Source organism: Streptomyces sp. CA-243310, assembly GCF_050936775.1.
Lineage (GTDB): Bacteria > Actinomycetota > Actinomycetes > Streptomycetales > Streptomycetaceae > Streptomyces.
This window is the reverse complement of record NZ_JBNJMF010000001.1, coordinates 3167426-3189958: the sequence shown is the minus strand read 5'-3', so window position 1 is coordinate 3189958 and position 22533 is coordinate 3167426. Positions and strand designations below refer to the sequence as shown.

14 protein-coding genes are annotated in these 22533 nt (G+C 70.7%); 10 read left to right on the top strand and 4 right to left on the bottom strand.

The features are described from left to right. Positions 1–34: 34 nt before the first annotated feature. The 3 genes from ACQEVM_RS14210 to ACQEVM_RS14200 all read right to left on the bottom strand — a co-directional run bounded on the left by ACQEVM_RS14210 (position 35) and on the right by ACQEVM_RS14200 (position 4177). Positions 35–1279 carry an NAD(P)/FAD-dependent oxidoreductase gene (locus ACQEVM_RS14210; RefSeq protein ID WP_433078546.1) on the bottom strand — a complete coding sequence of 415 codons (1245 nt, stop codon included), beginning with the start codon at positions 1277–1279 and terminating at the stop codon, positions 35–37. 871 nt (positions 1280–2150) lie between these two features. Then, positions 2151–2627, bottom strand: a complete 477-nt coding sequence (locus tag ACQEVM_RS14205; RefSeq protein ID WP_433078544.1) for an RICIN domain-containing protein — start codon at positions 2625–2627, stop codon at positions 2151–2153. A gap of 539 nt (positions 2628–3166) precedes the next feature. Continuing rightward, positions 3167–4177 (bottom strand): polysaccharide deacetylase family protein, encoded by a 1011-nt coding sequence (locus ACQEVM_RS14200; protein ID WP_433078542.1) that lies wholly within the window; start codon positions 4175–4177, stop codon positions 3167–3169. 202 nt (positions 4178–4379) lie between these two features. Here ACQEVM_RS14200 and ACQEVM_RS14195 point away from each other — a divergent pair, with 202 nt between their 5' ends. Beyond that, positions 4380–6005 (top strand): putative glycoside hydrolase, encoded by a 1626-nt coding sequence (locus tag ACQEVM_RS14195; RefSeq protein WP_433078540.1) that lies wholly within the window; start codon positions 4380–4382, stop codon positions 6003–6005. Between the two features lie 105 nt (positions 6006–6110). Here ACQEVM_RS14195 and ACQEVM_RS14190 read toward each other — a convergent pair whose 3' ends face one another. Beyond that, positions 6111–6773 (bottom strand): deoxynucleoside kinase, encoded by a 663-nt coding sequence (locus ACQEVM_RS14190; RefSeq protein ID WP_433078538.1) that lies wholly within the window; start codon positions 6771–6773, stop codon positions 6111–6113. Between the two features lie 1075 nt (positions 6774–7848). On the opposite strand from ACQEVM_RS14190, the gene ACQEVM_RS14185 reads away from it, so the two are divergent. From ACQEVM_RS14185 to ACQEVM_RS14145, 9 genes are all read left to right on the top strand, one after another. Continuing rightward, on the top strand, positions 7849–9333 hold the full coding sequence (locus tag ACQEVM_RS14185) for a sugar transferase (RefSeq protein WP_433080003.1): 1485 nt from the start codon (positions 7849–7851) through the stop codon (positions 9331–9333). Positions 9334–9406: 73 nt separating this feature from the next. Then, positions 9407–10723: a nucleotide sugar dehydrogenase gene (locus tag ACQEVM_RS14180; protein ID WP_433078536.1), complete on the top strand. Its 1317-nt coding sequence runs from the start codon at positions 9407–9409 to the stop codon at positions 10721–10723. Continuing rightward, positions 10713–11981, top strand: a complete 1269-nt coding sequence (locus ACQEVM_RS14175; RefSeq protein ID WP_433078534.1) for a glycosyltransferase family 4 protein — start codon at positions 10713–10715, stop codon at positions 11979–11981. Before ACQEVM_RS14180 ends, ACQEVM_RS14175 begins: the two co-directional genes overlap by 11 nt. Beyond that, positions 11974–13341, top strand: a complete 1368-nt coding sequence (locus ACQEVM_RS14170; protein ID WP_433078532.1) for a Wzz/FepE/Etk N-terminal domain-containing protein — start codon at positions 11974–11976, stop codon at positions 13339–13341. The genes ACQEVM_RS14175 and ACQEVM_RS14170 overlap by 8 nt, the downstream gene beginning before the upstream one ends. Then, positions 13338–14867: a Wzz/FepE/Etk N-terminal domain-containing protein gene (locus ACQEVM_RS14165; protein WP_433078530.1), complete on the top strand. Its 1530-nt coding sequence runs from the start codon at positions 13338–13340 to the stop codon at positions 14865–14867. Before ACQEVM_RS14170 ends, ACQEVM_RS14165 begins: the two co-directional genes overlap by 4 nt. A gap of 3 nt (positions 14868–14870) precedes the next feature. Then, positions 14871–16805: an asparagine synthase (glutamine-hydrolyzing) gene (gene asnB / locus ACQEVM_RS14160; protein WP_433078528.1), complete on the top strand. Its 1935-nt coding sequence runs from the start codon at positions 14871–14873 to the stop codon at positions 16803–16805. Positions 16806–16821: 16 nt separating this feature from the next. Further along, positions 16822–19026 carry a bi-domain-containing oxidoreductase gene (locus ACQEVM_RS14155; protein ID WP_433078526.1) on the top strand — a complete coding sequence of 735 codons (2205 nt, stop codon included), beginning with the start codon at positions 16822–16824 and terminating at the stop codon, positions 19024–19026. Then, positions 19023–20975, top strand: a complete 1953-nt coding sequence (locus tag ACQEVM_RS14150; protein WP_433078524.1) for an alginate lyase family protein — start codon at positions 19023–19025, stop codon at positions 20973–20975. The genes ACQEVM_RS14155 and ACQEVM_RS14150 overlap by 4 nt, the downstream gene beginning before the upstream one ends. A gap of 9 nt (positions 20976–20984) precedes the next feature. Next, positions 20985–22511 carry a right-handed parallel beta-helix repeat-containing protein gene (locus tag ACQEVM_RS14145; RefSeq protein ID WP_433078522.1) on the top strand — a complete coding sequence of 509 codons (1527 nt, stop codon included), beginning with the start codon at positions 20985–20987 and terminating at the stop codon, positions 22509–22511. Positions 22512–22533: the final 22 nt, after the last annotated feature.

Genomic DNA, 22533 nt, shown 5'->3' with positions numbered 1-22533 from the left:
CGTGTCCCGGTGGGACTCGATGGGGCGGGGGTCGTCAGCCGGCCGGATCGTAGATCCGTTCCTCCTGCGGGGTGCCGGCGGCGTCGTAGAGCTGCTCAAGGGCGTCCGGCGCGTAGACCTCGTAGTCCGGGACGACTCCGCCGATCAGGCCGAGCATCTTGTTGGTCCACTCCTGGGTCTGGCCCATCGCGGCCATCGTCGCCCGGAAGAACGGCGGGAGTTCGGTGAGTTCACCGAGCGTCGTCGTGAAGTCGTAGACGCCGGCGCTCTCCTCGTCGCGCACCTTGTTGTACTCGGCGAGCGCCTCGTCCATCGGCCGCTCACCGGTCAGGCCCTGGTGGACGCGCTCGGCGAGGAGTTCGCCGTGCAGGAAGCCGTCGGTGATGCCCCACCCCGTGTAGGGGTCCTTGTGGTAGCCGGCGTCGCCGACCAGAGCCCAACCGGGGCCGTGGGCGCGGCGGTAGTAGTTGTCCGGGTAGCGCATGGGCCTGAAGTCCTCTTCACGCCGCCCCTGGTCGCGCAGTTGCGCTCCCATCTCCGGGGACACGTCGTCGAACACGCCCTGGAAGCCGCCCTCGACGTCCTGACGGAACTCCTTGAGCTGGCGTCGCGTGCAGATGACGGCCAGCATGTTCACGCCGTCGTTCGTGGGCCAGGTGCCGAACCACTTCTCGTTGAAACCGGTCTTGTGGTGCAGACCCCAGTCGTCGAGGCCGCTGTAGTACGAGTAGTAGATGAAGCCTGCCGCGGGGCGCACGTTGTACAGTTCCGCGCCCACCTTCTTGGCGACCGTCGAGTGGAAGCCGTCGGCCCCGATGACCACGGTGGCGCGGAACTCCCGCTCCGGCCCGTCCCCTTCGCGGCCGCGGATCCCGGTCACACGGCCGTCGGTGAAGACCAGGTCGGATACGGTGAACCCTTCGATGACCTCGGCACCGGCCCGGCGAGCGGCGTTGACGAGGATTTCGTCCAACACCGTACGACGGGGGCAGTAGACGGCGTCGACACCGTCCACCGGGTCGGCGAACCCGTTGAGATCGATGCCCCGGTACGAGTAATGCATCTTTCGGAGCGCCGGCGTCTTGGCCGCGATGATCTCCTCGAGCAGACCCCACTCCTGAAGCTTCAGCAGGCCGGCCTGGTGAATGTAGTGGGTCGACACCGTGTCACTGGGGAATGAGGCCCGATCCACCACGAGCACCCGGTGGCCCTGTCGAGCCAGCAGCATCGCAACGGGCGATCCCGCACAGCGGCCACCTACAACAATGACGTCGTACATACAACCCTCCGGTCAAATGGTTTGACGTAACTGATGCACCGTTGATCGGCGGCGCAAGCACGATCCGGAGGTTATGGAGACCGGTATATCCAGGTCAAGCCTCGGTAATGTCTGGCCGATGGGCGGGCGTTCGTTTTTCGCCAGTAGAATCACTCACTCCGCCGGATTCTCGTAAGAAATGCCCCGCTTTGCCCGATTCGAAGGGGTGGGGATGTGCCATGCGTCACAATCGCCATCCAGACGGAAATCAGCCAGTCCGGTCAAGGTTCGGTCATCACTCATACCGGAATGCTCTCTTCCTAAACTAATGCACTTGACACGATTCACAGATGGGTTGATCCGGGGGGCCGGGTGGAACCCTCGTGGTAATGACCAATCCCAGGGGGCTGTCGGCGTTCTCCATAACCGATGAAAGGCACGGCGACAAGATGCCGAAGGTCGGCTCATCGGTAATCTCGGCAGGCCGACATCCGCGCCCGTCGATGGCATCGGGAATCGGCGAATCCGGCGCGCAGTGGCGCCCGGGCACACAAAAAGGAGTCCGATGGTGAGGGGCGGCCACATGGCGCCTGCGCTCCGCGGTCTTTTACGGTGTGACGGCACGCCCCGTCCTTCCGCGACTCTGACAACGGAGGTACCGCACGTGAACGCCGACAGCGACCGGCGGCCCTTCCTGCCGGTCCGCGGAGCCTGGCACGGAGCCTGGTACCGGGACGTTCCGGCCCGCCGAACGGACCGGACCCGAGCGCCGGCGGTGACCGCGCGGCGGCCCGACGGGGGATGAACGACCGAGGGCCCCGCACCTCCCGGTGCGGGGCCCTCGTGACGGCGCGGGGCACCAGTGGGCGCCCTGGGGGGAGTTCTCGATCGACTAGCGCACGAGGCCCCACGACTGGCCGTAGTTGAACTCGGGCGAACACTGCCACAGCGTGACCCACGTGCCGTTGGCCTGTGATCCGCCCTTGTTGGTCAGGCACTTGACCCCGTTGACGGTCCAGGTCCGACCGCTGTTCCCGGCGAAGTTCTGGGCGGGCGATCCGGTGCAGTCCCACAGGGTGAGGACGGCGCCGTTGGTGTTCGTGGCGTTGCCCCGCGGCGTCAGGCACCTGCCGCTCGCGTCGTGCACGATCGAGTCGCTGACCCAGTGCCAGTTCTGCAGGTTGCTACCCGTGCACGACCACGTGGTGATGACCGTGCCATTGGCCCCGCTGTTGCCCTGGGGAGTGGCGCAGTTACCGGAGTTGTACAGCCGGGTGCCGCCGGCGGCAACGGCGGCCTCATCGCCGAGGATGTTGAAACCGAGTACGGTCAGCAGCGCCACCAGCGCCGCTGTCAGCCTACGCGTCATGTCTTCCCTCACTGATCTTCGTCGGCCCGACGGCCGATTCTCTGACTTCTCCGACGCCGCGCCGGGCACAAGTGAAGGTCCACGTCCGCCGGCGACACACACCCGGTCTCGGGCATGCGGGAGCACGACACACGAACGATCAGGTTCAGGCTGTCGGCGCCACGGAACTCCCCCTGGACGACCCCACGATCCCGACCAACTCGCCCTGCCCCAAGGCTTGTCGAAACAGCACGAGAGATCGAACTCCCGTACCGATCTCCGCCCGGCAAGCAACATACACAGCGGCGTCACCCGCGGGCAAAGACAATCCGACACCCGTCCCGGCACCGCGACGTCGGTCTCTTCGGCCGCCCGCGGACCGACGAGGCGGCGATGTGCCCGGCCTTCGGCTTCGACTCTCTCGGACTGTCGGAGATCGTGGCGTCGACGACCGTCCGCAACCTCCGGTCGCGGGCGGTGATGCGCCGGATCGGCAGGACCCGGGTCGTCAACCCGGTCGGTTCCGGCCACCGGTCCAGGGTCGTCCTCGTCCTCGCGGCTCAGTACGGGCGGGCGCGCCGCGCGAAGGCCGGGGACAGCTCGTTCCGGGACGCGCTCGGGAAGGCGACGGTGTTCGGGTCCCCGTCGGACACGTACCGGTTCTTCCCCGCGGCGAGCTTGTCCAGCCAGCGCGACGAGCCGAAGTCGGCGTCCTCGCCCTCGGGTCCCGCCGAGCGGATGCGCGGGATCGCGCCGGGGGTGAACGTCTTCGCGAACGGCGAGACCGAGGGGTTGGCTCCCACGAGGTACACCCCGTCGTAGCGGTAGCCCGTTCCCCGCGTGGCGATTCCGGCCGGCCGGGGCATGGCGCCGAAGGGCAGGGCGAGTGACGTGACCCGCGTCCCGGGCACCGCCCTCTCGATCGCGAGCTGTCCGGCCGAGATCGCCCGCGTGGCACCCGCCTCGTCCAGGGAGCGCAGGTTCTCGTGGCGGTCGGTGTGGTTGGCGACCTCGTACCCGTGCCCCTTGAGCCAGGTCAGGGCCTTGGCGGTACCGGTCGCCGAGAAGCCGTCCGCGTTGACGAAGAACGTCGCCACCGGCTTGAAGCCGGGGTGCTTCGCGGCCGTCTCCCTCAGGATGGCGACGGCCGTGTCGGGCGCCGGGACGCCCCCCGGGCCGAGGCGCACCTGACTGTTGGTCGAGTCGTCGAAGGTGAGGACCACCGGGTGCGTCCCGGCGGGGATGTCGATGCGGCCCGTCTGGAAGTCCCGGGCCGTCACGGGAACGTAGTCCTCCCGCGCGAGACGCTCCATCTCGGCACGGAAATCGGCCGGGGTGCGGTCGTAGACGCCGGCCGGTTTCCCGGTGAGCTGGTGGTACATCAGCACGGGCACCTGGCCGAGTTCGTCGGCGCCGACCTCTGCCGGCGTCTTCGCGGCGACGGCGCCGACCGCGGCGGACGTGGCGGTCCCACGGCGTTCCCCGGTGGCCGGTGACGGCCCCGTGGAACAGCCGGAGGCGAGCAGGGCGGCGCCCACCAGGGCGCTCAGCGGGACGAGCGGGTGGCGCATGAGGAGCCCTCCAAAGCGGACGTTTCCCGCCATCCCTACCTCCGACGGGAGCGCGCGTACCGCACCGCCCCCTGCATGGCGTAGCCGCCACGCCGGGCATTCACGAGGCATTCGTGTGAATTGTGGGTGGAACGCGGCGACGAGGGCGCCGGCCGGCAATGAATGAAGTCAGCATCCGGCTCACGGCACGAAGGACGGCACGATGTCCCCCCAGCACATATCGCGCTCGGCCACCCCCCTCCGCCTCCGCCGCCCGAACCATCGGGTCGTCCTGTTGGCGACGACCGGGGCTCTCGGACTGGCCGGAGCGGCCATCGGAGCCTGGACCATCCTCGCGCCGGGCCCGGGCCTCCACGGTCTGGGCGACGGCGCCGTCCTCGACGGCCGCGAAGCGGCGCACGTCAGCGCCTACCTGGCCACCGAGGAGGCCGGCGGCAGGGACGGACTGCGCGCCACCCTGGACGGCACGGCCGTCCCCGTCACGGCCGAGGCCTCTCGCCTGAAACTCGCCCTCCCGCGCCTCACCGAAGGCCGACACACGTTGGTGGTGACGGGCGACAGCAGCTTCCCCTTCGCCTCGTACCGCAAGGTCGTGGGCTTCCGGGTGGACTCCACCGCTCCCGAGCTGGCGGTGGCCGACCCCGACGTCAAGGGCGTCGCCACCCGCGTGACCCTCACCGGCCGCGCGTCGACCGACTCCGAGGTGAGCGTCAACGGCAGGAAGGTCCCCGTCGACAAGACCGGGGTCTTCAGGATCACGGTCCCCGAGGGCACCCCCCTCGCGACGGTCACCGCGGTGGACCGTGCCGGAAACACCACCACCAAGGAGGTGTCCACCCGGGGGCGGCGCCCCATGATCCGTGCCGCACACATCACCGCCATCGGGTGGGGAGACGACACCCTGCGCGGCGGCATCCTCGCCCTCGTTCGAAGCGGCAAGCTCAATGCCGTCGAGCTGGACGTCAAGGACGAGGACGGCGAGGTCGGGTACGACTCACAGGTGCCGCTGGCCCGCCGGATCGGCGCGGCCAAGGGCTACTACGACGCCCGCAAGGCCATCGCCGAGATCCACGCCGCCGGCGCCCAGGTCATCGGCCGCATCGTGGCCTTCCGCGACCCCAGGCTCGCCTCGGCCGCCTGGAAGTCGGGCAAGAGCGACCAGCTCGTCCTGACCCCGACCGGACAGCCCTACGACGGCGGCCACTACGGTGCGCTGTCCTTCACCAACTTCGCCAACGCCACGGTCCGCGCGTACAACCGGGACCTCGCCGTCGAGGCGGCCCGGCTCGGCTTCGACGACATCCTCTACGACTACGTGCGCCGCCCGGACGGCCCGCTCTCCCACATGCGCTTCCCGGGCATCGGCAGCGCGACGCCCGAGCAGTCGATCACCTCGTTCGTCGCCGACACCCGCACCGCGCTGCGTCCGCACACCGCCTACCTGGGCGTCTCGGTCTTCGGTATCGCCGCCACCCGGCCCACCGAGATCGCGCAGGACATCGGGGCCCTGGTCAAGGTCACGGACTACATCGCACCGATGGTCTACCCGTCCCACTGGGGGCCGGGCGAGTACGGTGTCGCACAGCCCGACACCGCTCCGTACGCGATCGTGCAGCGTTCCCTCGCCGACTTCGCCCGCCAGGCGAAGGGCACCCGGACCGAGATCGTGCCGTGGCTCCAGGACTTCTCGATGGGCAGCGCCTACGGGCCGGCCGAGGTGGCCGAACAGATCAAGGCCGCGGCGGCCAACAAGATGAATTCCTTCATCCTGTGGAACGCCGGTGCCCGCTACCAGGGCGCGGCGCTCCAGCAGATCACCACGCGCTGAGGGGCCACCCGCGGGTGGGCCCGACACCGAGGCGGAACCGGTGCTCACGGCACCGGTTCCGCCTCGGCGCGGCGCCCGACGCCTCGGCGCCCGTGGGGAAGGATCTCAGCCCCGGTGCCTTGCCACGGTCAGCGCGTCCCTGACCTCTTGCACCACGCGGGCCGCGTCCTCGGGGTTCTTCACCACATCGGTGTGGTTCATGTCCACGACGAGGACCTCACTGGCCGAATAGTGCTTGTGCACCCAGTCGTCGTAGCCGGACCACAGCGTCCGGTAGTACTCGACGAGGCTCTCGTCCTGCTCGAAGTCACGGCCCCGCAGCCCGATGCGATGCAGCACCGTCTCGAAGTCCGCCTTGAGGTAGACCATGAGATCGGGCGCCTTGCGGTACGGCAGGCCGTCGATCTCGCGCATCATCTCGCCCAGCAGTCCCTCGTACACCCGCATCTCGAGGGAGCTGATCCGTCCCAGGTCGTGATTGACCTTGGCGAAGTACCAGTCCTCGTAGATGGACCGGTCGAGGACGTTGTCGCCCTGCTTGTACGCCTCCTTGATGGCGGCGAACCGGGTCTGAAGGAAGTAGAGCTGGAGGAGGAAGGGGTAGCGGTTCGCCTGGATCTCCTCGGGGCTCGCCGTGTAGAAGAGCGGGAGGATCGGATTGTCTTCGACGCTCTCGTAGAAGACGTCGCTGCCCAGCTCCTTGGCGAGCAGCTCGGCCACGCTCGTCTTGCCGATCCCGATCATGCCTCCGACGCAGATCACCGGCATACCTCACTTCTCCCTGGGGGTCTTCTGTTCACGGGCGGGGGGCTGCGCACCCCACACCACTGAGACGCGTATCGGCGGTCACTCGATTCCCCAAGACCTTCTCGACCGGCGTCCCGTGTTTCCCGCACGGGCCAGGGCCCCACGCAGGCCACGCGCCCCGACCGGCCGGACCCGACCGTTCCGCAGGTGCCGCGGACCGCGACGAGCCACCGCCGCGCGGCCGCCTTGAAGCATAAATGACAACCCGACCCATTCCGGCCGGCGCGTCGGCGCCCACCCCGCCTCGCTCGCGCCGGAGCCCCCGACTCCACGCAGTGCCCCCTGGGCGGGGGCACCGCCGGACCCGCCCGGCGGGGTTCCTCTCCCCCTCACCGGCCCGGCACGCACCCTCTGCGCACGGCGCCACCCGACGGCCGGGCCGCCCCGTGCCCCCAGCGCATCCGAACAGCAGTACCGAAACACCTCGGACACCGAGGTGCCGACAGCCGCGAAACCTCCCGTCCTCACAGGTCACACGGCACGTCGTCGCCTGTAGGGCACCGGCGGGCAGCCATCGTTCTACGGTCAACCTTCAAAGCTTGAGCACAAGTTGCATACATTCCCCTCTTCAGGGGGCCCACCATGCTCTAGATTGACCGTGCTTCGCATCCTTGGACACGAAGCACCACAAAGTGATCTACAGGTCTGACGTCACGGACGGTCGGCAATGGCGTGCCCGGCGCCCGACGTGAGTGATCGATTCGTGGAGCCCGAGGGGGGAGCCTTGGGTGTGGGGGGCAATGGTCATGGGTTCCCGTGTGTCTCGGGGCCCTGGCAGGACATGACAAATCCGCTGTCGGCCGTGTGGGGTCTTCACGTAACGCCCCACTGAGCCGGTATGCCATGCGGGGGGCCGAGTCCCCCCGGCGGAGGGAACAGCGCGACGCGGGAGGCGGGGGCCTTCCGATGGGGACGAACAGCGCGGCACGGGGGGTGGGCCTCCCGGGGGACGAACAGTGCGGGGGGCGCGGGCCTCCCGGGGGGAGGAACCGTGTGGAACGAACACGTCGAGTCCACGGGCGACCTGGGGGGAACCGTGCGGCAGGGGGAAGGGGAGTCGGTCGGGCCGTTATTATCGGCGCCCGGGCGTACGGCGAGCCGAGCCATCGGCCGGCCCGCCGTCGACTGGGCGCAGCGGTACCGCCACACGGTGATCATCAGCGATACCGTGGCCACCGCCTTCGTGGTGGTGGCGATCGGCGGCTTCTTCGGGGTCAGGGACGCGGCCAACTGGCACGAGAAGTGGAGAATCCTCGCCTTCGGCACCGAGCTGCTGGTGCTGGGAGCGCTTGCGGTGACCCGGTCCTGGGCGCCGGCCGTACTCGGTCAGGGCGCCGAGGAGTTCCGTCGGCTCGGGCGCTCACTGTTCGCGGCGGCCGTCGTGCTGGCGCTCGGCGGGATCGCCCTCACCTCGCACAACATCAAGCTCTGGATCTTCGTCGCGTTACCGGCCATCGCGCTCGTCACGATGACCGAGCGGTACCTGCTGCGCCTGTGGCTGCACAAACAGCGCAAGGAAGGGCGGTGCCTGCGACCGGTGCTCGCCGCCGGAAGCCCGGCCACCGTGCGCGACCTGATCGCCCGAACCCGCAAGTTTCCGCACCTCGGGTGGCGGGTCGAGGCCGTGTGCACGCCGGACGGTCTCTGGCTCGACGGTGACCACCTGGACGGAGTGCCCGTCGTCGGCCGACTGACGGACGTCGCGGGCCACGTCCACCGTGACGGCTACCGTGTCGTCGCGGTCACCTCGGACCCGCACTGGTCCCCGGACCGGCTGCAACGGCTGGCCTGGAACCTCGAAGGCAGCGATGCCGAGATGGTCGTGGCCCCCGTGCTGATGGAGGTGGCCGGACCGCGGCTGCACGTCGACGCGGTGCTCGGGATCCCGCTCCTGCGGGTCAGCATGCCGATCTTCACCGGGACCCGCCGAGCGGTCAAGGAAGTCGTCGACCGACTGGGCGCGCTGGTGTTGCTGATGCTGTTCACGCCCCTGATGGCGTTCGTCGCCATGCTCGTCCTGACGGACAGCCGGGGTGGGGTGTTCTACCGCCAGCGCAGGGTCGGCAAGGACGGCCGGGAGTTCACCATGGTGAAGTTCCGCACCATGGTCGCCGGGGCCGACCGGGCACGCGCCGAGCTGGCCGACCTCAACGAGGGCGCCGGCCTGCTGTTCAAACTCCGCCGGGACCCGCGGGTGACCCGGGTGGGATCGATGCTGCGCCGGTACTCGCTCGACGAGCTCCCGCAGCTCCTCAACGTGCTCACCGGATCGATGTCGCTCGTCGGTCCGCGGCCTCCGTTGCCGGAGGAGTCCGCCGCCTACGGCCCGGACATCCGGCGGCGCCTGCTGGTCAAGCCCGGGCTCACCGGCCTGTGGCAGATCAGCGGACGCAGCGACCTGCCGTGGGAGGAGGCGGTCCGGCTGGACCTGCGGTACGTGGAGGACTGGTCACTGGCCCTCGACACGGTGATTTTGTGGAAGACGCTGCGCGCGGTGGTTCAGGGGCAGGGCGCCTACTGATGCGCGGGGAACGTTGTCCGGTCGGCTCACGTACCGCAGGCCAAAAGGGCCTGCCTGGGGGGAGGAACGGGTTATGAGAGTCAGCGTCTTGGGGCTCGGCTACGTCGGCTGCGTGTCGGCTGCGTGCCTGGCCAGCCTGGGGCACGAGGTCATCGGGGTGGACGTGAACCAGGCGAAGGTCGACCTGGTCAACGCCGGCAAGGCCCCGGTGGTCGAAGAACGGATCGGCGAACTCATCGCCGAGGTCGTGGGGTCCGGGGCGTTACGCGCCACCAGCGACGTCCGCGAGGCGATCATGGCCAGCGACGTGTCACTGGTCTGCGTGGGTACGCCGTCGGAGCCCAACGGCAGTCTGTGCACCACCTACCTGGAGCGGGTCACCGAGCAGATCGGTGCCGCGGTGGCCGAGCGGGGCGGGCGACAGACCATCGTGTTCCGCAGCACCATGCTGCCGGGCACCTGCCTGAACCTGCTGGTGCCGATCCTGGAGAAGTACATCGGCGGCACCGCCGGTGTGGACATCGGGATCGCGGTCAATCCGGAGTTCCTGCGCGAGGGCACGAGCGTGCGGGACTTCTTCGATCCGCCGAAGACCGTCATCGGCGAACTCGACCCGGCGAGCGGCGACGTGGTGGAGGCGCTGTACGACGGATTGCCCGGTGAGGTGTTCCGGGTGCCGATCCCGACGGCCGAGGCGATCAAGTACGCCGACAACGCGTTCCACGGCCTCAAGATCGGCTTCGCGAACGAGCTGGGCGCGGTGTGCCAGGCCCTCGGAGTGGACACGCACCAGGTGGTGGACGTGTTCCTGGCCGACCGCAAGCTGAACATCAGCCCCGCCTACCTGCGGCCGGGCTTCGCCTTCGGTGGCTCCTGCCTGCCCAAGGACCTGCGCAGCCTGCTCCACGCGGCACGACGGGCCGACATCTCGGTGCCCATCCTCGCCCACGTGCTGCCCTCCAACTCCGAACACCTCCAGCGCGCCGTGGAAATGGTCGAGCGCACCGGCAAGCGTCGGGTCGGCCTGTTCGGGCTGTCCTTCAAGCCCGGCACCGACGACCTCCGTGAAAGCCCGCTCGTCGAGCTGGCGGAGAGGCTCTTCGGCAAGGGCTACGACCTGCGGATCTACGACCCCAACGTGAACCTCTCCCGGTTGCTCGGCGCGAACCGCGAGTACATCGAGACCAGGCTGCCGCACCTCGCGCAGTTGCTCGCCGAGTCGGTCGGCGAGGTGCTCGAGCATGCCGAGGTCTGCCTGGTGGGGACCAAGGATCCGGCCGTGTTGTCGGCGCTGCCCCATGGCGACGGCCCGCTGATCGTCGACCTCGTCCGCCTTCCCGACGCCGATGCGCGCCGGACCGAACCGGGGTACATGGGCCTTGCCTGGTGACTCGACCGGCGGCGGCGGGACGACCCGTCGCGCGCTGGTGCTCGTGGAGAACCTTTCCGTGCCGTTCGACCGGCGGGTGTGGCAGGAGTGCACGACGCTGCGCGACGCGGGCTGGACGGTGCATGTGATCTGTCCCCGAGGGACCACCCGGGACACGGAGTCGGAGGTCTTGCTGGACGGGGTGCGGATCCACCGCTACCCGTTGCGCGCGGCCACCGGAGGACCGGCCGGCTACATCCAGGAGTACGGATCGGCGTTGTGGCACACGGTCCGGCTGGCCCGCAGGATCGGCCCGGTCGACGTGGTCCACGCCTGCAATCCACCCGACCTGTTGTTCCTGCCGGCGCTGTGGATGAAGCGGCGCGGAGCGCGGTTCGTCTTCGACCAGCACGACCTGGTACCCGAGTTGTACCTCTCCCGGTTCGACCGCGGCCAGGACCTGCTGTACCGCGCCGTGCTCGCGCTGGAACGACGGACCTACCGGGCCGCCGACATCGTCCTCGCCACGAACGAGAGCTACCGGGACGTCGCCATCCGCCGCGGCGGCCGGCGGCCCGAAGACGTCTTCGTGGTGCGCAGCGCGCCCGACACCCAGCGATTCCAACCGGTGCCGCCGGAGCCGGAGTTGAAGCGTCGCAAGCCCCATCTGCTGTGCTACCTGGGTGTCATGGGTCCGCAGGACGGCGTCGACTACGCCCTGCGGGCTCTCGCGAAGCTGCGCGACGAGATCGGGCGGACCGACTGGCACGCGGTGTTCGTCGGCGCCGGCGACAGCTTCGACGCCATGGTGGAGCTGTCCCGGCAGCTCGGCCTGTCGGAGCAGGTGCAGTTCACCGGGCGCATCCCGGACGGCGATCTGGTGCGCTACCTGTCCACCGCGGACGTGTGCCTGTCCCCCGATCCACTCAATCCACTCAACGACGTGTCCACCATGAACAAGGTCCTGGAGTACATGGTGATGGGGCGGCCGATCGTCTCGTTCGACCTCCGGGAGGCCCGGGTCTCCGCCGGTGAGGCCGCCGTCTACGCGCCCGCCAACGACGAGGCGGAGTTCGCCCGACTCATCGCACTGCTGCTGGACGATCCGGAGAAGCGGGCCCACATGGGCAAGGTCGGCCAGGAGCGCATCAACGGGCCGCTGTCCTGGCGGAACTCGCAAGCCTCGCTGCTCGCCGCATACGCCGCAGCCCGCCCTGATGCCGTCGAGGTGTCGAGGGGCGACCCGGAGCGGGCGGGAGGAGGCCGCACCGTTGAGTGATGACACGATACGCCTGGCAACGATGGGGCGGATCATCCGTCGGCGCCGGCGGCTCCTCACCCTCCTCGTCGTGGTGGGTGCGCTCGTCGGCTACGGCACCTCGTTGCTGTTCCCTCCGCAGTACACGACATCGGCATCGGTACTGCTGCCGGGGGCGTGGCAGGAGCGCGAGCTGCTGACCCAGGCGGAGATCGCGACGAGTTCGGTGGTGCTCGACCGCGCTGCCGCCACCCTCGGCTGGACCGAGGTCAGCGGCAGCGAGCTGCGGGACCGGGTGAGTGCCACGACCGCCGACGGGAACATCATCACGATCTCGGGCACCTCGGACACCCCGGAGCGCGCACAACGGCTCTCCGACCAGGTGGCCCAACAGTTCGTCACGTTCGCCGCGAGGATCGCGGGCGCGGGCGCGGACCCCGAAGCGGCGGCGCGACCCGAGGCGCTGCGGCAGATGGTGACGCAGACCAGCCGCCGCATCACCGAGCTGGCCGATGCGGCCGATCCGGGGAAGTCCGTGGAGAGCGTGCAGACCCGCACCGAACTCGCGAAACTGCGCACCGCGTTGCAGGAGGCCGTCAAGAAGCTGGAGCAGGCCGACCCGACCGCCGACAAGGCCAACATGGTCGTCATGGGGCCGGCGCCCCGGCCGACCGGCGAGGCACCGCCGACGAGGATGCAGCTCGTCATCGGCGGGGCGCTGCTGTTCTTCCTGCTCGCGGTCATCGGTCATCTCGCCTCCGCACGGATGAGTCGCCGGCTGCGCACCGAAGCGGAGATCGCCGCAGCGCTCGGCGGGGCGTTGCTGGGTACCGTCGACGTACCTGGTGAACGGCCCGTGCACCGGCCGGCGGGCCGGGGCCCGCGCGCCAAGGTCCGCCGGTTGCTCGGCGTGGACGTCCGGTGGGACGTACCGGCGCCGCGGGCCTCCGGCGACGAGGCCGGCAGGCGGGTCCGCTACCAGCGGGTGTGCGCCCGCCTGCGGGAGCGGTTGCCCGTCCCCCGGCGGCTGTTGGTCCTCGTCCCGGACGGCGACGAGATCGCCCTCGGCGCGGCCGAACGGCTCGTCGCCGAGGCGGAGGGCGAACCGCAGCTGCGGGTGGTGGGCGTCTCGGTGTCCCGGCCGCTGGTGCAGGGGCGCGACGACGAGTCGGGTGTCCTGGTCGTGCTGAGCGCGGGCAACCGGACCGCGGGCGAGCTCGCCGACATCGCCGGGGCCTGTGCGGACGCCCGGCAGCAGGTCGTCGGCGTCGTCCTCGCCGGCCTGGTCCGGGCCCGTCCGGCGAAGTCCGCCGGCGAACCCCGACAGGACGCCACGCCGGCGTTCGCGGTGGCCGCCGACGCGGCGGGAGGTTCGGAGTGAGCACACCCACGCCTTCGGAGCCGGCGGCCGCCGCTCCTTTGGTGGACCTCCAGGCGCTGGTGGTCGCGGTGCGCAGGCGCCGGCGCCTGTGGTGCTGCATGGCTTTGTTGGGGCTGCTCGTCGGCGCGGCGGTGGCGGTCCTCATGCCCCCGCCGCCGACCGCGGTGACCACGGTGCTGGTGGCACATCAGGCGGACCAGCCGAACGACCCCGGAACGCTGATCCGCACCGATGTCGGACTGCTGCACACCACGCGGATCGCCGGCAAGGCCCTGCAGGCCCTCGGATCCCCGGACAAACCAGAGGACTTCATGCGGGACTACGGGGGCATCGGCTTGTCCAACAACCTGCTCCAGATCACCGTGACGGCCGGCAGCGACGCGGAGGCGACGGCGCGGGCCAAGGCACTGGCCGACGCGTTCGTCGCGGACCATGTGAGGCGGATCCGGGAGGCCGCGGACGCCGAGGCCAAGACCCTGCTGGACCAGCGTGACCGCATGCAGGCCGAACTCGCACAGGTCAACAAGACCATCGGGGACTCGTCGCCGCAGAGCGGGCCGAAGGCTTCGGCGACCATGGAGTCGCTCTTCACCCGCCGGGCCGAACTCGCTTCGCGCATCACCGACTTCGGCCGCCGGGCCGCGGAGGCGCGCATCGGCACCCCCCGGCTCATCGCCGGCACCCAGGTCGTGGACGACGCGCGCGCGGTGCGGCAGTCGCTGCCCAGGAGCGCCGTCACCAATGCCGGGGTCGGGCTGGTCCTCGGGCTGGTCCTCGGGCTCGCGGTAGCCGCGGTCGGCGCCGTGGTGGCGGACCGTCCCGTACTGCGCCGGGAGATCGCGGCGAACCTCGGCGCCTCGGTCATCGCGGAGGTGCGCCGCACGCCCCGACGGTCGGCCGTGCCCTGGCAGCGCCGACGGACCCGGGAGGCGAGGACACGACTCACCACGACCCTGGCCCGTGCCGTGCGCGGCTCCGCGGAACCGGTGTCGTTGCTGGAACTGGGGTGCGCGCACACCGCCGGTGTGATCGCCGTGGACCTCGCCGGCGCGCTGACGGAGGAGGGGTCGGGTCCGGTGGTGATCGTCGACGGTCTGCCCGGCCGGCGGCTCGCCCACCACCAGCCGAAGCCGGGAGACCCCGCCGTGGTCGACGGCGAGAGTGCCGCGAGCCTGTCCGAGCAGGACCGCCGGCTCGGTGTCGGCTCGGTGGCGCCCGGCTCGGCGTGGACAGACCTCCAGTACCTCGGCACGCGGACCGTGCTCGTCGTGCGGGCCGGGCACGGCAGCGCCGCATGGCTGCACACCGTGGCACGGCAGCTCGCGGACCTGGGCATCGCGGTGATCGGTGTGGTGCTGATCGACCCCGATCCCCGTGACCGGACCGACGGCACGCTGTGGGACGCCTCGCACGCCGCGCATCGCGGCCACGGCGAGCAGACGGCCCGGCAGAACGGGACGGACCGGCCTCGGCCGGAGCGGCCGTCCTTGGCACGGGTCCCGGACATCGACCAGGAAGCGCGGTAGGACATGTGTGGCATCGCAGGCACGTACCGGTGGCCGGACGGGAAGGCAGTGACCGACCGGCTCACCGACACGCTCGCCCATCGCGGTCCCGACGGGGCCGGCCGGTACAGTCACGGCGCCGGTGACGGCGAAGTGCACCTCGGACATCGTCGGCTGGCCATCATCGACCTGTCCGAGACCGGCGCCCAGCCGATGGTCTCGGACGGCCTCGTCCTGACGTACAACGGCGAGCTGTACAACGCGCCAGAGCTGCGCGCCGAGTTGGAGGCCACCGGGGTGCGCTTCCGCGGCACCTCCGACACCGAGGTGCTGTTGGAGGCCTGGCGGCGCTGGGGCACGGACTGTCTGCCCAGGCTGCGCGGCATGTTCGCCTTCGGGATCTTCGACGAGCGAACCGGTGACCTGGTGCTCGCCCGCGACCAACTCGGCGTCAAGCCGCTGTTTCTGCTCCGGCGCGACGGGGGCCTGGTGTTCGCCTCCGAACTCAAGGCGCTCGCCGCCGCCACCGGCGGGTCCCTTCAGGTGGACCACGCGGCGCTGGTGGCCTCCCTGCTGTACTACTGGGTGCCGGACTCGCGCTGCGCGTTCCGCGAGGCGGAGAAGCTGCCGCCGGGGAGCTGGCTCCGGTGCCGGCCGGACGGCCGGGTGGAGCGTGGCCGGTACTGGAACCTCCGGGACGTCGCCGCCGAGGGCCAGGAACGGGCCCGGAGCGGCGAGCGGCCGGATCTCGCCGCCGTCATCGAGGAGTCGACCCGCCGGCACCTGCTTTCCGACGTACCCGTGGCGACGTTCCTCTCCGGGGGTCTCGACTCCAGTTACCTGACCGCGCTGGCCGCCCGCGACCGACCCGGGATCTCCGCCTACACGATCGGGTTCCGCGCCGAGGACGCCAAGTTCGAGGCGATGCCCGACGACCTTCGCTACGCCCGGCGGGTGGCCGAGCGGTTCGGCGTCGACCTGCACGAGATCGAGATCGCTCCGAACGTGCTCGACCTGTTGCCGCGCATGACGTACCACCTGGACGAGCCGATCGGCGACCCCGCCGCGATCAACACCTTCCTGATCTGCCAGGCCGCCCGGGAGGCCGGGGTCAAGGTGATGCTCTCGGGGATGGGCGCCGACGAGCTGTTCGCCGGCTACCGCAAGCACCTGGCCAACCTGCTCGCGCTGCGCTACCAGCGCGTACCGCGGCCCCTGCGGCGCGGCCTGTCCGGCGCCGTGGACCGGCTTCCGGTCGCCACGGCCCGCCGGGGGTACCGGTCGGTGCGGTTCGCGAAGCGTTTCCTGTCCTTCGCCGATCTGCCGGAGGAGACCGCGTTCCGGCGGAGCTACACCATGTACGACCAGGACGAACTGCTCGCCCTGATCGATCCGGACCTGGCCGGGACGGTGGAGGACGTGCTGACCGAGCACGCGGACGTCTACCGGGACAACGACCTCGACGACTTCGTGAACCGGATGTGCCTGGGCGACGCCCGGATGTTCCTGCCGGGCCTGAACCTCGCCTACACGGACCGCTCCAGCATGGCCGCGTCGACCGAGGTGCGGGTGCCGTACGTGGACGTCGAGGTGGTCAAGGCGGCGTTCGCCGTGCCCGGCGAACGCAAGATCGTCGGACGGCAGGGCAAGGCCGTCCTCAAGGAGGCTGCCGGCTCGGTCCTGCCCCGGGAGATCGTGTACCGGCCCAAGGGCCTGTTCAGCGCCCCGCTGCGCGCCTGGATGAGCCGGGATCTGGCACCGCTGGTACGTGAGGTGGTGCACGACGGCGTGCTCGTCAATTCGGGCTTCCTGCGCCGTGACGCGCTGGCGCGCATGGTCGCCGAGGACGCCTCGGGACAGCGGGACTTCTCCAAGCATCTGTGGCACGTACTGACCCTCGAGTACTGGTACCGCGGCGCGACCTCTGGCTCCGGCCAGGGCACTGACTTGACGGCTTAGAACAACAGGAGTTCCGGTGAAACAGGTTGTGCAGAACTACAAGAGTGGCGAGCTGGCACTGCTCGATGTTCCGGTGCCGGGGTGCAAGCCGGACGGTGTGCTGGTCAGGACCGCCTACTCGCTGATTTCCACCGGCACCGAGCTGATGAAGGTGTCCGAGGCCGGCATGTCGATGGTGGGCAAGGCCCGCTCGCGTCCGGATCAGGTGGCCAAGGTCATGCAGAGCGTCGCCACCAACGGGGTACCCGCCACCTACCGCAAGGTGATGGGCAAGTTGGACTCCTACACGCCGCTGGGCTACTCGCTGTGCGGGGTGGTCGAGCAGGTGGGCACCGGGATCGACGACGTCAAGGTCGGCGACCTCGTGGCCTGCGCGGGCAACGAGCACGCGCTGCACGCCGAGCTGAACTGGGTGCCGAAGAACCTCTACACTCCGGTACCGGACGGCCTCGCGCCGCGACACGCGGCCTTCGGCACCGTCGGGTCGATCGCGATGCAGGGCGTGCGCCAGGGCGAGCCGCAGCTCGGCGAGGTGGCGCTGGTCATCGGTCTCGGGCTGATCGGGCAGCTGGTGGTGCAGCTCCTCACCGCCTCGGGGGTCCGCGTCGTCGGGGTGGACCCCGACCCGGCGCGCTGCGAACTCGCCGAGCGCCTGGGCGCGGCGACCTGCGGCGATCCCGCGGCCGCGGCCGTGGAGGTCGCCGTCGCCGAGCTGACCGGCGGGCACGGCGTGGACCAGGTGTACCTGGCCGCCGGCGGCGACAGCAACCAGCCCGTCGAGCTGGCCGCGCGGCTCTGCCGGGACCGCGGCCGGGTCGTCGACATCGGCAAGTGCCGTCTGGACCTGCCGTGGAACGCGTACTACGAGAAGGAGCTCGACGTCCGGTTCTCCCGCTCCTACGGCCCCGGGCGGTACGACCCGGCGTACGAGCTCGAAGGGCGGGACTACCCGATCGGCTACGTGCGCTGGACCGAGCGCCGCAACCTGGCGTGCTTCCTCGATCTCCTCGCCCGCGGTCGCGTCGACGTGGAGCCCCTGGTCTCCCACGTCGCCGACTTCGACGACGCCGTCGAGACGTACGGGCGCCTGAAGGACGGCGAGCTGAAGGCCGTGGCCGTGCTGTTCCGCTACCCCGAACAGACGGAGGAGGCGGGCGAGGCGCAGGCCCCGGCGGTGACCGTCCCCGCCGTGCGACGCGGCGGCGCAGCGGCCGGCCCGACCCGTTCCGTCAAGGCGCCGGTGCGACTGGCCTTCGTCGGCGCGGGGAACTACGCGACGTCGATGCTGCTGCCGCACCTGGCGCAGCGCGAGGGCGTCGAGTTGTCCACGGTCGTCACCACGACGGCGCTGTCCGCCGCCAACGCGCAGCGGAAGTTCGGCTTCGCCGAGGCGACCACCGATCTCGACGCCGTGCTCGGCGACGGGTCCATCGACGCGGTGGTCGTCGCCACCCGGCACAGCACGCACGCCGAACTGACCCGCCGGGCCCTGTCGGCGGGCAAGGCGGTGTTCGTGGAGAAGCCCCTGGCCCTCGCGGAGGACGAACTGGCCGGGGTGCTCGCGGCGGTGGAGGAGTCCGGCAACGACCGGTTGCAAGTGGGCTTCAACCGCCGGTTCGCGCCGCTCTTACGGGAGGCCAGGAAGCGGTTCGGTGCCCGGACCGGCCCGGCGAGCCTGCGATACCTGATCAACGCCGGCCGGTTGGAGCACGGCAGCTGGTACCTCCGGCAGGGGACCGAGGGCTCGCGCTTCGTGGGCGAGGGCGGCCACTTCATCGACACGGCGAGTTGGCTGCTGGGTGCCGATCCGGTCTCGGTGTACGCGGTCGCCACGTCCGGCAACGAGGACCTCCAGGTCCTGCTGCGGTACCCGGACGGGTCGACCGCCACCATCAGCTACGTCACCACCGGTTCACCCGGTTTCCCCAAGGAGACGCTGGACCTCGTCGCGGACGGCAAGGTGCTGCGGCTCGACGACTTCGTCCGTGCGTCGGTGTACGCGGACGGCCGGGGCGGCCCCAAGCGGTGGGTCAGTTCGCGCCTGCCCAAGGCGCGGGACAAGGGCCAGTCCGCCGAGTTGGCCGCGTTCGTCAGGGCCGTGCGGACCGGCGGGCCGATGCCGGTGTCCCTGGAGTCGTTGGTCGCCACCACGACGGCCACCCTCGCCGTGCAGGCCGGCCTGGCCGGCGGGGCGCCGGTCACGTTGGCGGGGGCGCGATGACCACGAACGCGGGCTGGTACGTGCGCCGGCTGTCGCGGATGGGGCCGCGCGAGGTCGGCGGCCGGGTGGGCGACACGGTGCGCAGGCGCCGGTGGCGTTCCGCGCTGCCGCAGCGCCCGGTCGTGGCCGGCGCCCGGTTCACCGCGGTACTGCCCGCGGGGGCGATCGACGCGGTGCCGGCGGACGCCGCGAAGCGTCTCCTCGCCGACGCCGACCGGCTGATGGCCGGGCACGGCGGGTACTTCGGGGTGGACCGCGACGACCTGGTCGACCCGGACTGGTGCCTCGACCCGAAGACCGGGCGCCGGGCGCCGTGGGGTTACGCCTTCGACGTGCCCTACCGGGACGAGGACGCGGTCGGGGACATCAAACAGATCTGGGAGCTGTCCCGGCACCAGTACCTCACCGTGCTCGCCGCCGCCTACGCGATCTCCGGGGACGAGCGGTACGCCGAGCGGGTCGCCGAGCACCTTCGGGCGTGGTGGGCGGCCAACACGCCGCTGCGCGGGGTGCATTGGATCAGCGGCATCGAGCTGGGCATCCGACTCCTGTCCTGGGTGTGGGTCCGCCGGCTGCTCGACGGCTGGCCGGGAGCGGCCGGCCTCTTCGAGGACAACCCGGTGGCGCTGGACCAGATCTGGCACCACCAGCGTTGGCTGGCCGCCTTCCCCAGCCGGGGGTCCTCGGCGAACAACCACGTCATCGCCGAGGCCGCCGGACAGTTCGCCGCGGCCTGCGCGTTCGGCTGGTTCCCCTCCTCGGCGCGTTGGCGGGACGACGCGTTGCGGTCGTTGGACCGGCAGCTGCGGGGCAACACCTTCGGCTCCGGTCTCAACCGGGAGCTGGCCACCGAGTACCACGGCCTCGTGCTGGAGCTCGGTCTGGCCGCCCTCGCCGAGGCGGATGCGTGCGGTGTGGCGGTCCCCGCGACGACGCGGCTGGTACTGCTGCGGATGACCGACGCGCTCGCGGCGATCGTGGACGGTCGGCTTCGGCCACCGCGCCAGGGGGACGCGGACGACGGGCACGGTCTGGTCGTGGACGGAGCCGGCACCGACCGCTGGGCCTCGCTGCTGGCCACCGGGGACGCCGTGTTCGGCCGGCTCGCCTGGTGGCCCGCGGTGACCGGCACCGACGTGCGCACCCCGCTGTTGGCCTCGCTCATCCGGCCGGGCGCGCCGGCCGTGACCCGCCCGGCGAGCAGGCCGGCCCACTTCGCCGACGCGGGCATGACCATCCTGCGCGGTCCGGCGGAGATCTGGTGCCGCTGCGACGGTGGCCCGCACGGGTTCCTGTCCATCGCCGCGCACGCCCACGCGGACGCGCTGTCCGTGGAGGTCCGGCACGACGGGGTCGACGTGCTCGCCGACCCGGGGACGTTCTGCTACCACGGGCAGCCCGAGTGGCGGCGGTACTTTCGGTCGACCCTCGCCCACAACACCCTGGAATTGGACGGTGGTGACCAGTCCGTCTCCGGCGGCCCGTTCCTGTGGACCGGGCACGCCCGCAGCCGGGTCCTGGTCGCGGACGCGTCCGGTACCGCCGCCGGGGGGACGGCCCGCTGGTGCGCCGAGCACGACGGCTACGAGGGGTCCGTGCACCGGCGCCGGGTGGAGCTGACCTCCGAGAGCCGGGAGCTGCGGGTGGTCGACGAGGTGCGCGGGCCGCGCCGGGCGGCGCGGTTGGCGTTCCATCTCGGCCCGGTGATCGCAGCGGACCTGGTGGGGTGCCGGGCGGAGCTCACCTGGAGCCGGGACGGCGAGGACCGTTCCGCCGTGCTCGACCTGCCCGGGCAGTTGTCCTGGCGGGCGCATCGCGGCGAGACGGACCCGCCCTTGGGCTGGTACTCCGACGGCTTCGGGCGCAAGGAGCCCACGACCACGCTGATCGGCACCGGTTTCGTCGACGGCACGGAGGGGTTCACCACCGTGCTCAGGTTCCGCGACTAGGGAGAACGCGTGGTGATCAAGAAGCGGCACTGGACGCTGCCGACGGCAACGCTGGTGCTGCTCCTGCCGGCGACCGGGTGCGTGGGCGCGCCGGGCGCACCGGGCCCGTCGGCGGAGCCGACCGTCACCCCGACCACCTCCGTGGCCCGGGTGTGCGACACGTCCTCGGTCGGGCCGGCGCAGGCTCCGCCGGGGGCGGTGACGGTCGACCCCGCGGTCGTCGGTGACCTGGCCGCGAAGACCAGGAGCAGCCCCCCGAACACGACGTTCTGGCTGGGGGCGGGGACGCACACGCTCGAAGCCGACCGTTACGCGCAGGTTCTGCCGAAGGAGGGGGACAGCTACCTGGGGGCGCCGGGCGCGGTGCTCGACGGCCGCAAGACCAACCAGTACGCGTTCGGTGGTACCGCCGGGAACGTCACCATCCGCCGGCTGACCGTGCAGGGGTTCGTCGCGCCGCAGAACGAGGGCGTGGTCAACCACGACTCGGCCGACGGGTGGGTGATCGAGCACGCGACGATCCAGAACAACTCCGGTGCCGGGCTGATGGCCGGTGCCCACCAGCGGATCCGCGCCAACTGCCTGCGCGGCAACGGTCAGTACGGAGTGAACGCGTACAAGTCCGGCGGCCCCATCATCGACCTGGTGGTCGAGGGCAACGAGATCGTGGGCAACAGCGTCGACGACTGGGAGCGCCGGCAGCCGGGCTGCGGCTGTACCGGAGGGGTCAAGTTCTGGGCGGTCAACGGCGCCGACGTGCGCGGCAACTGGGTGCACGACAACCGGGGTCCCGGGATGTGGGCGGACACCAACAACAACGACTTCCGCATCGAGGAGAACGTGGTCGAGGGCAACGACGGTGCCGCGCTGATCTACGAGACCAGCTACAACGCGGTCATCCGGAAGAACACGATCCGGCGGAACAACTGGGTCGAGGGCCGCAAGAAGGCCGACGTCGGCGACGCCTTCCCGTTCGCGACCGTCTACCTGTCCGAGTCCGGTGGTGAGCCGCGGGTCCCGGCCCGCACGGACAAGATCGAGATCCATGACAACGTGCTGGAGAACAACTGGTCCGGGATCACCCTCTGGGAGAACGCCGACCGGTTCTGCAACAGCCCCGCCAACACCTCCTCCGGTGACTGCACGCTGCTGGTGAAGGACACCGACACCTGCGCGCAGCCGAACATCACCACCGCGCCGCTCTACGCCGACTGCCGGTGGAAGACGCAGCGGGTGGACATCCACGACAACCGCTTCGTGCTGGACACGTCCGTCGTCGGGTGCACGGTGAAGTGCGGTCGCATGGCGGTGCTGGCCAACTACGGCACCTACCCGGACTGGTCGCCGTACAAGGGCGAACCGGTGGCCGAGGCGATCACCCACGAGCAGAAGAACCGCTGGCACGACAACGTCTACGTCGGACCGTGGAGCTTCGTCGCCCACGACCCGAGCCGAGAGCTCGACTTCGGGCAGTGGCAGGGCGCGCCGTACCGGCAGGACGCGGGCAGCACCTTCCGGCCACAGGCGGGTGGTTGAGGTGGGTCGGAACCCGACGCGC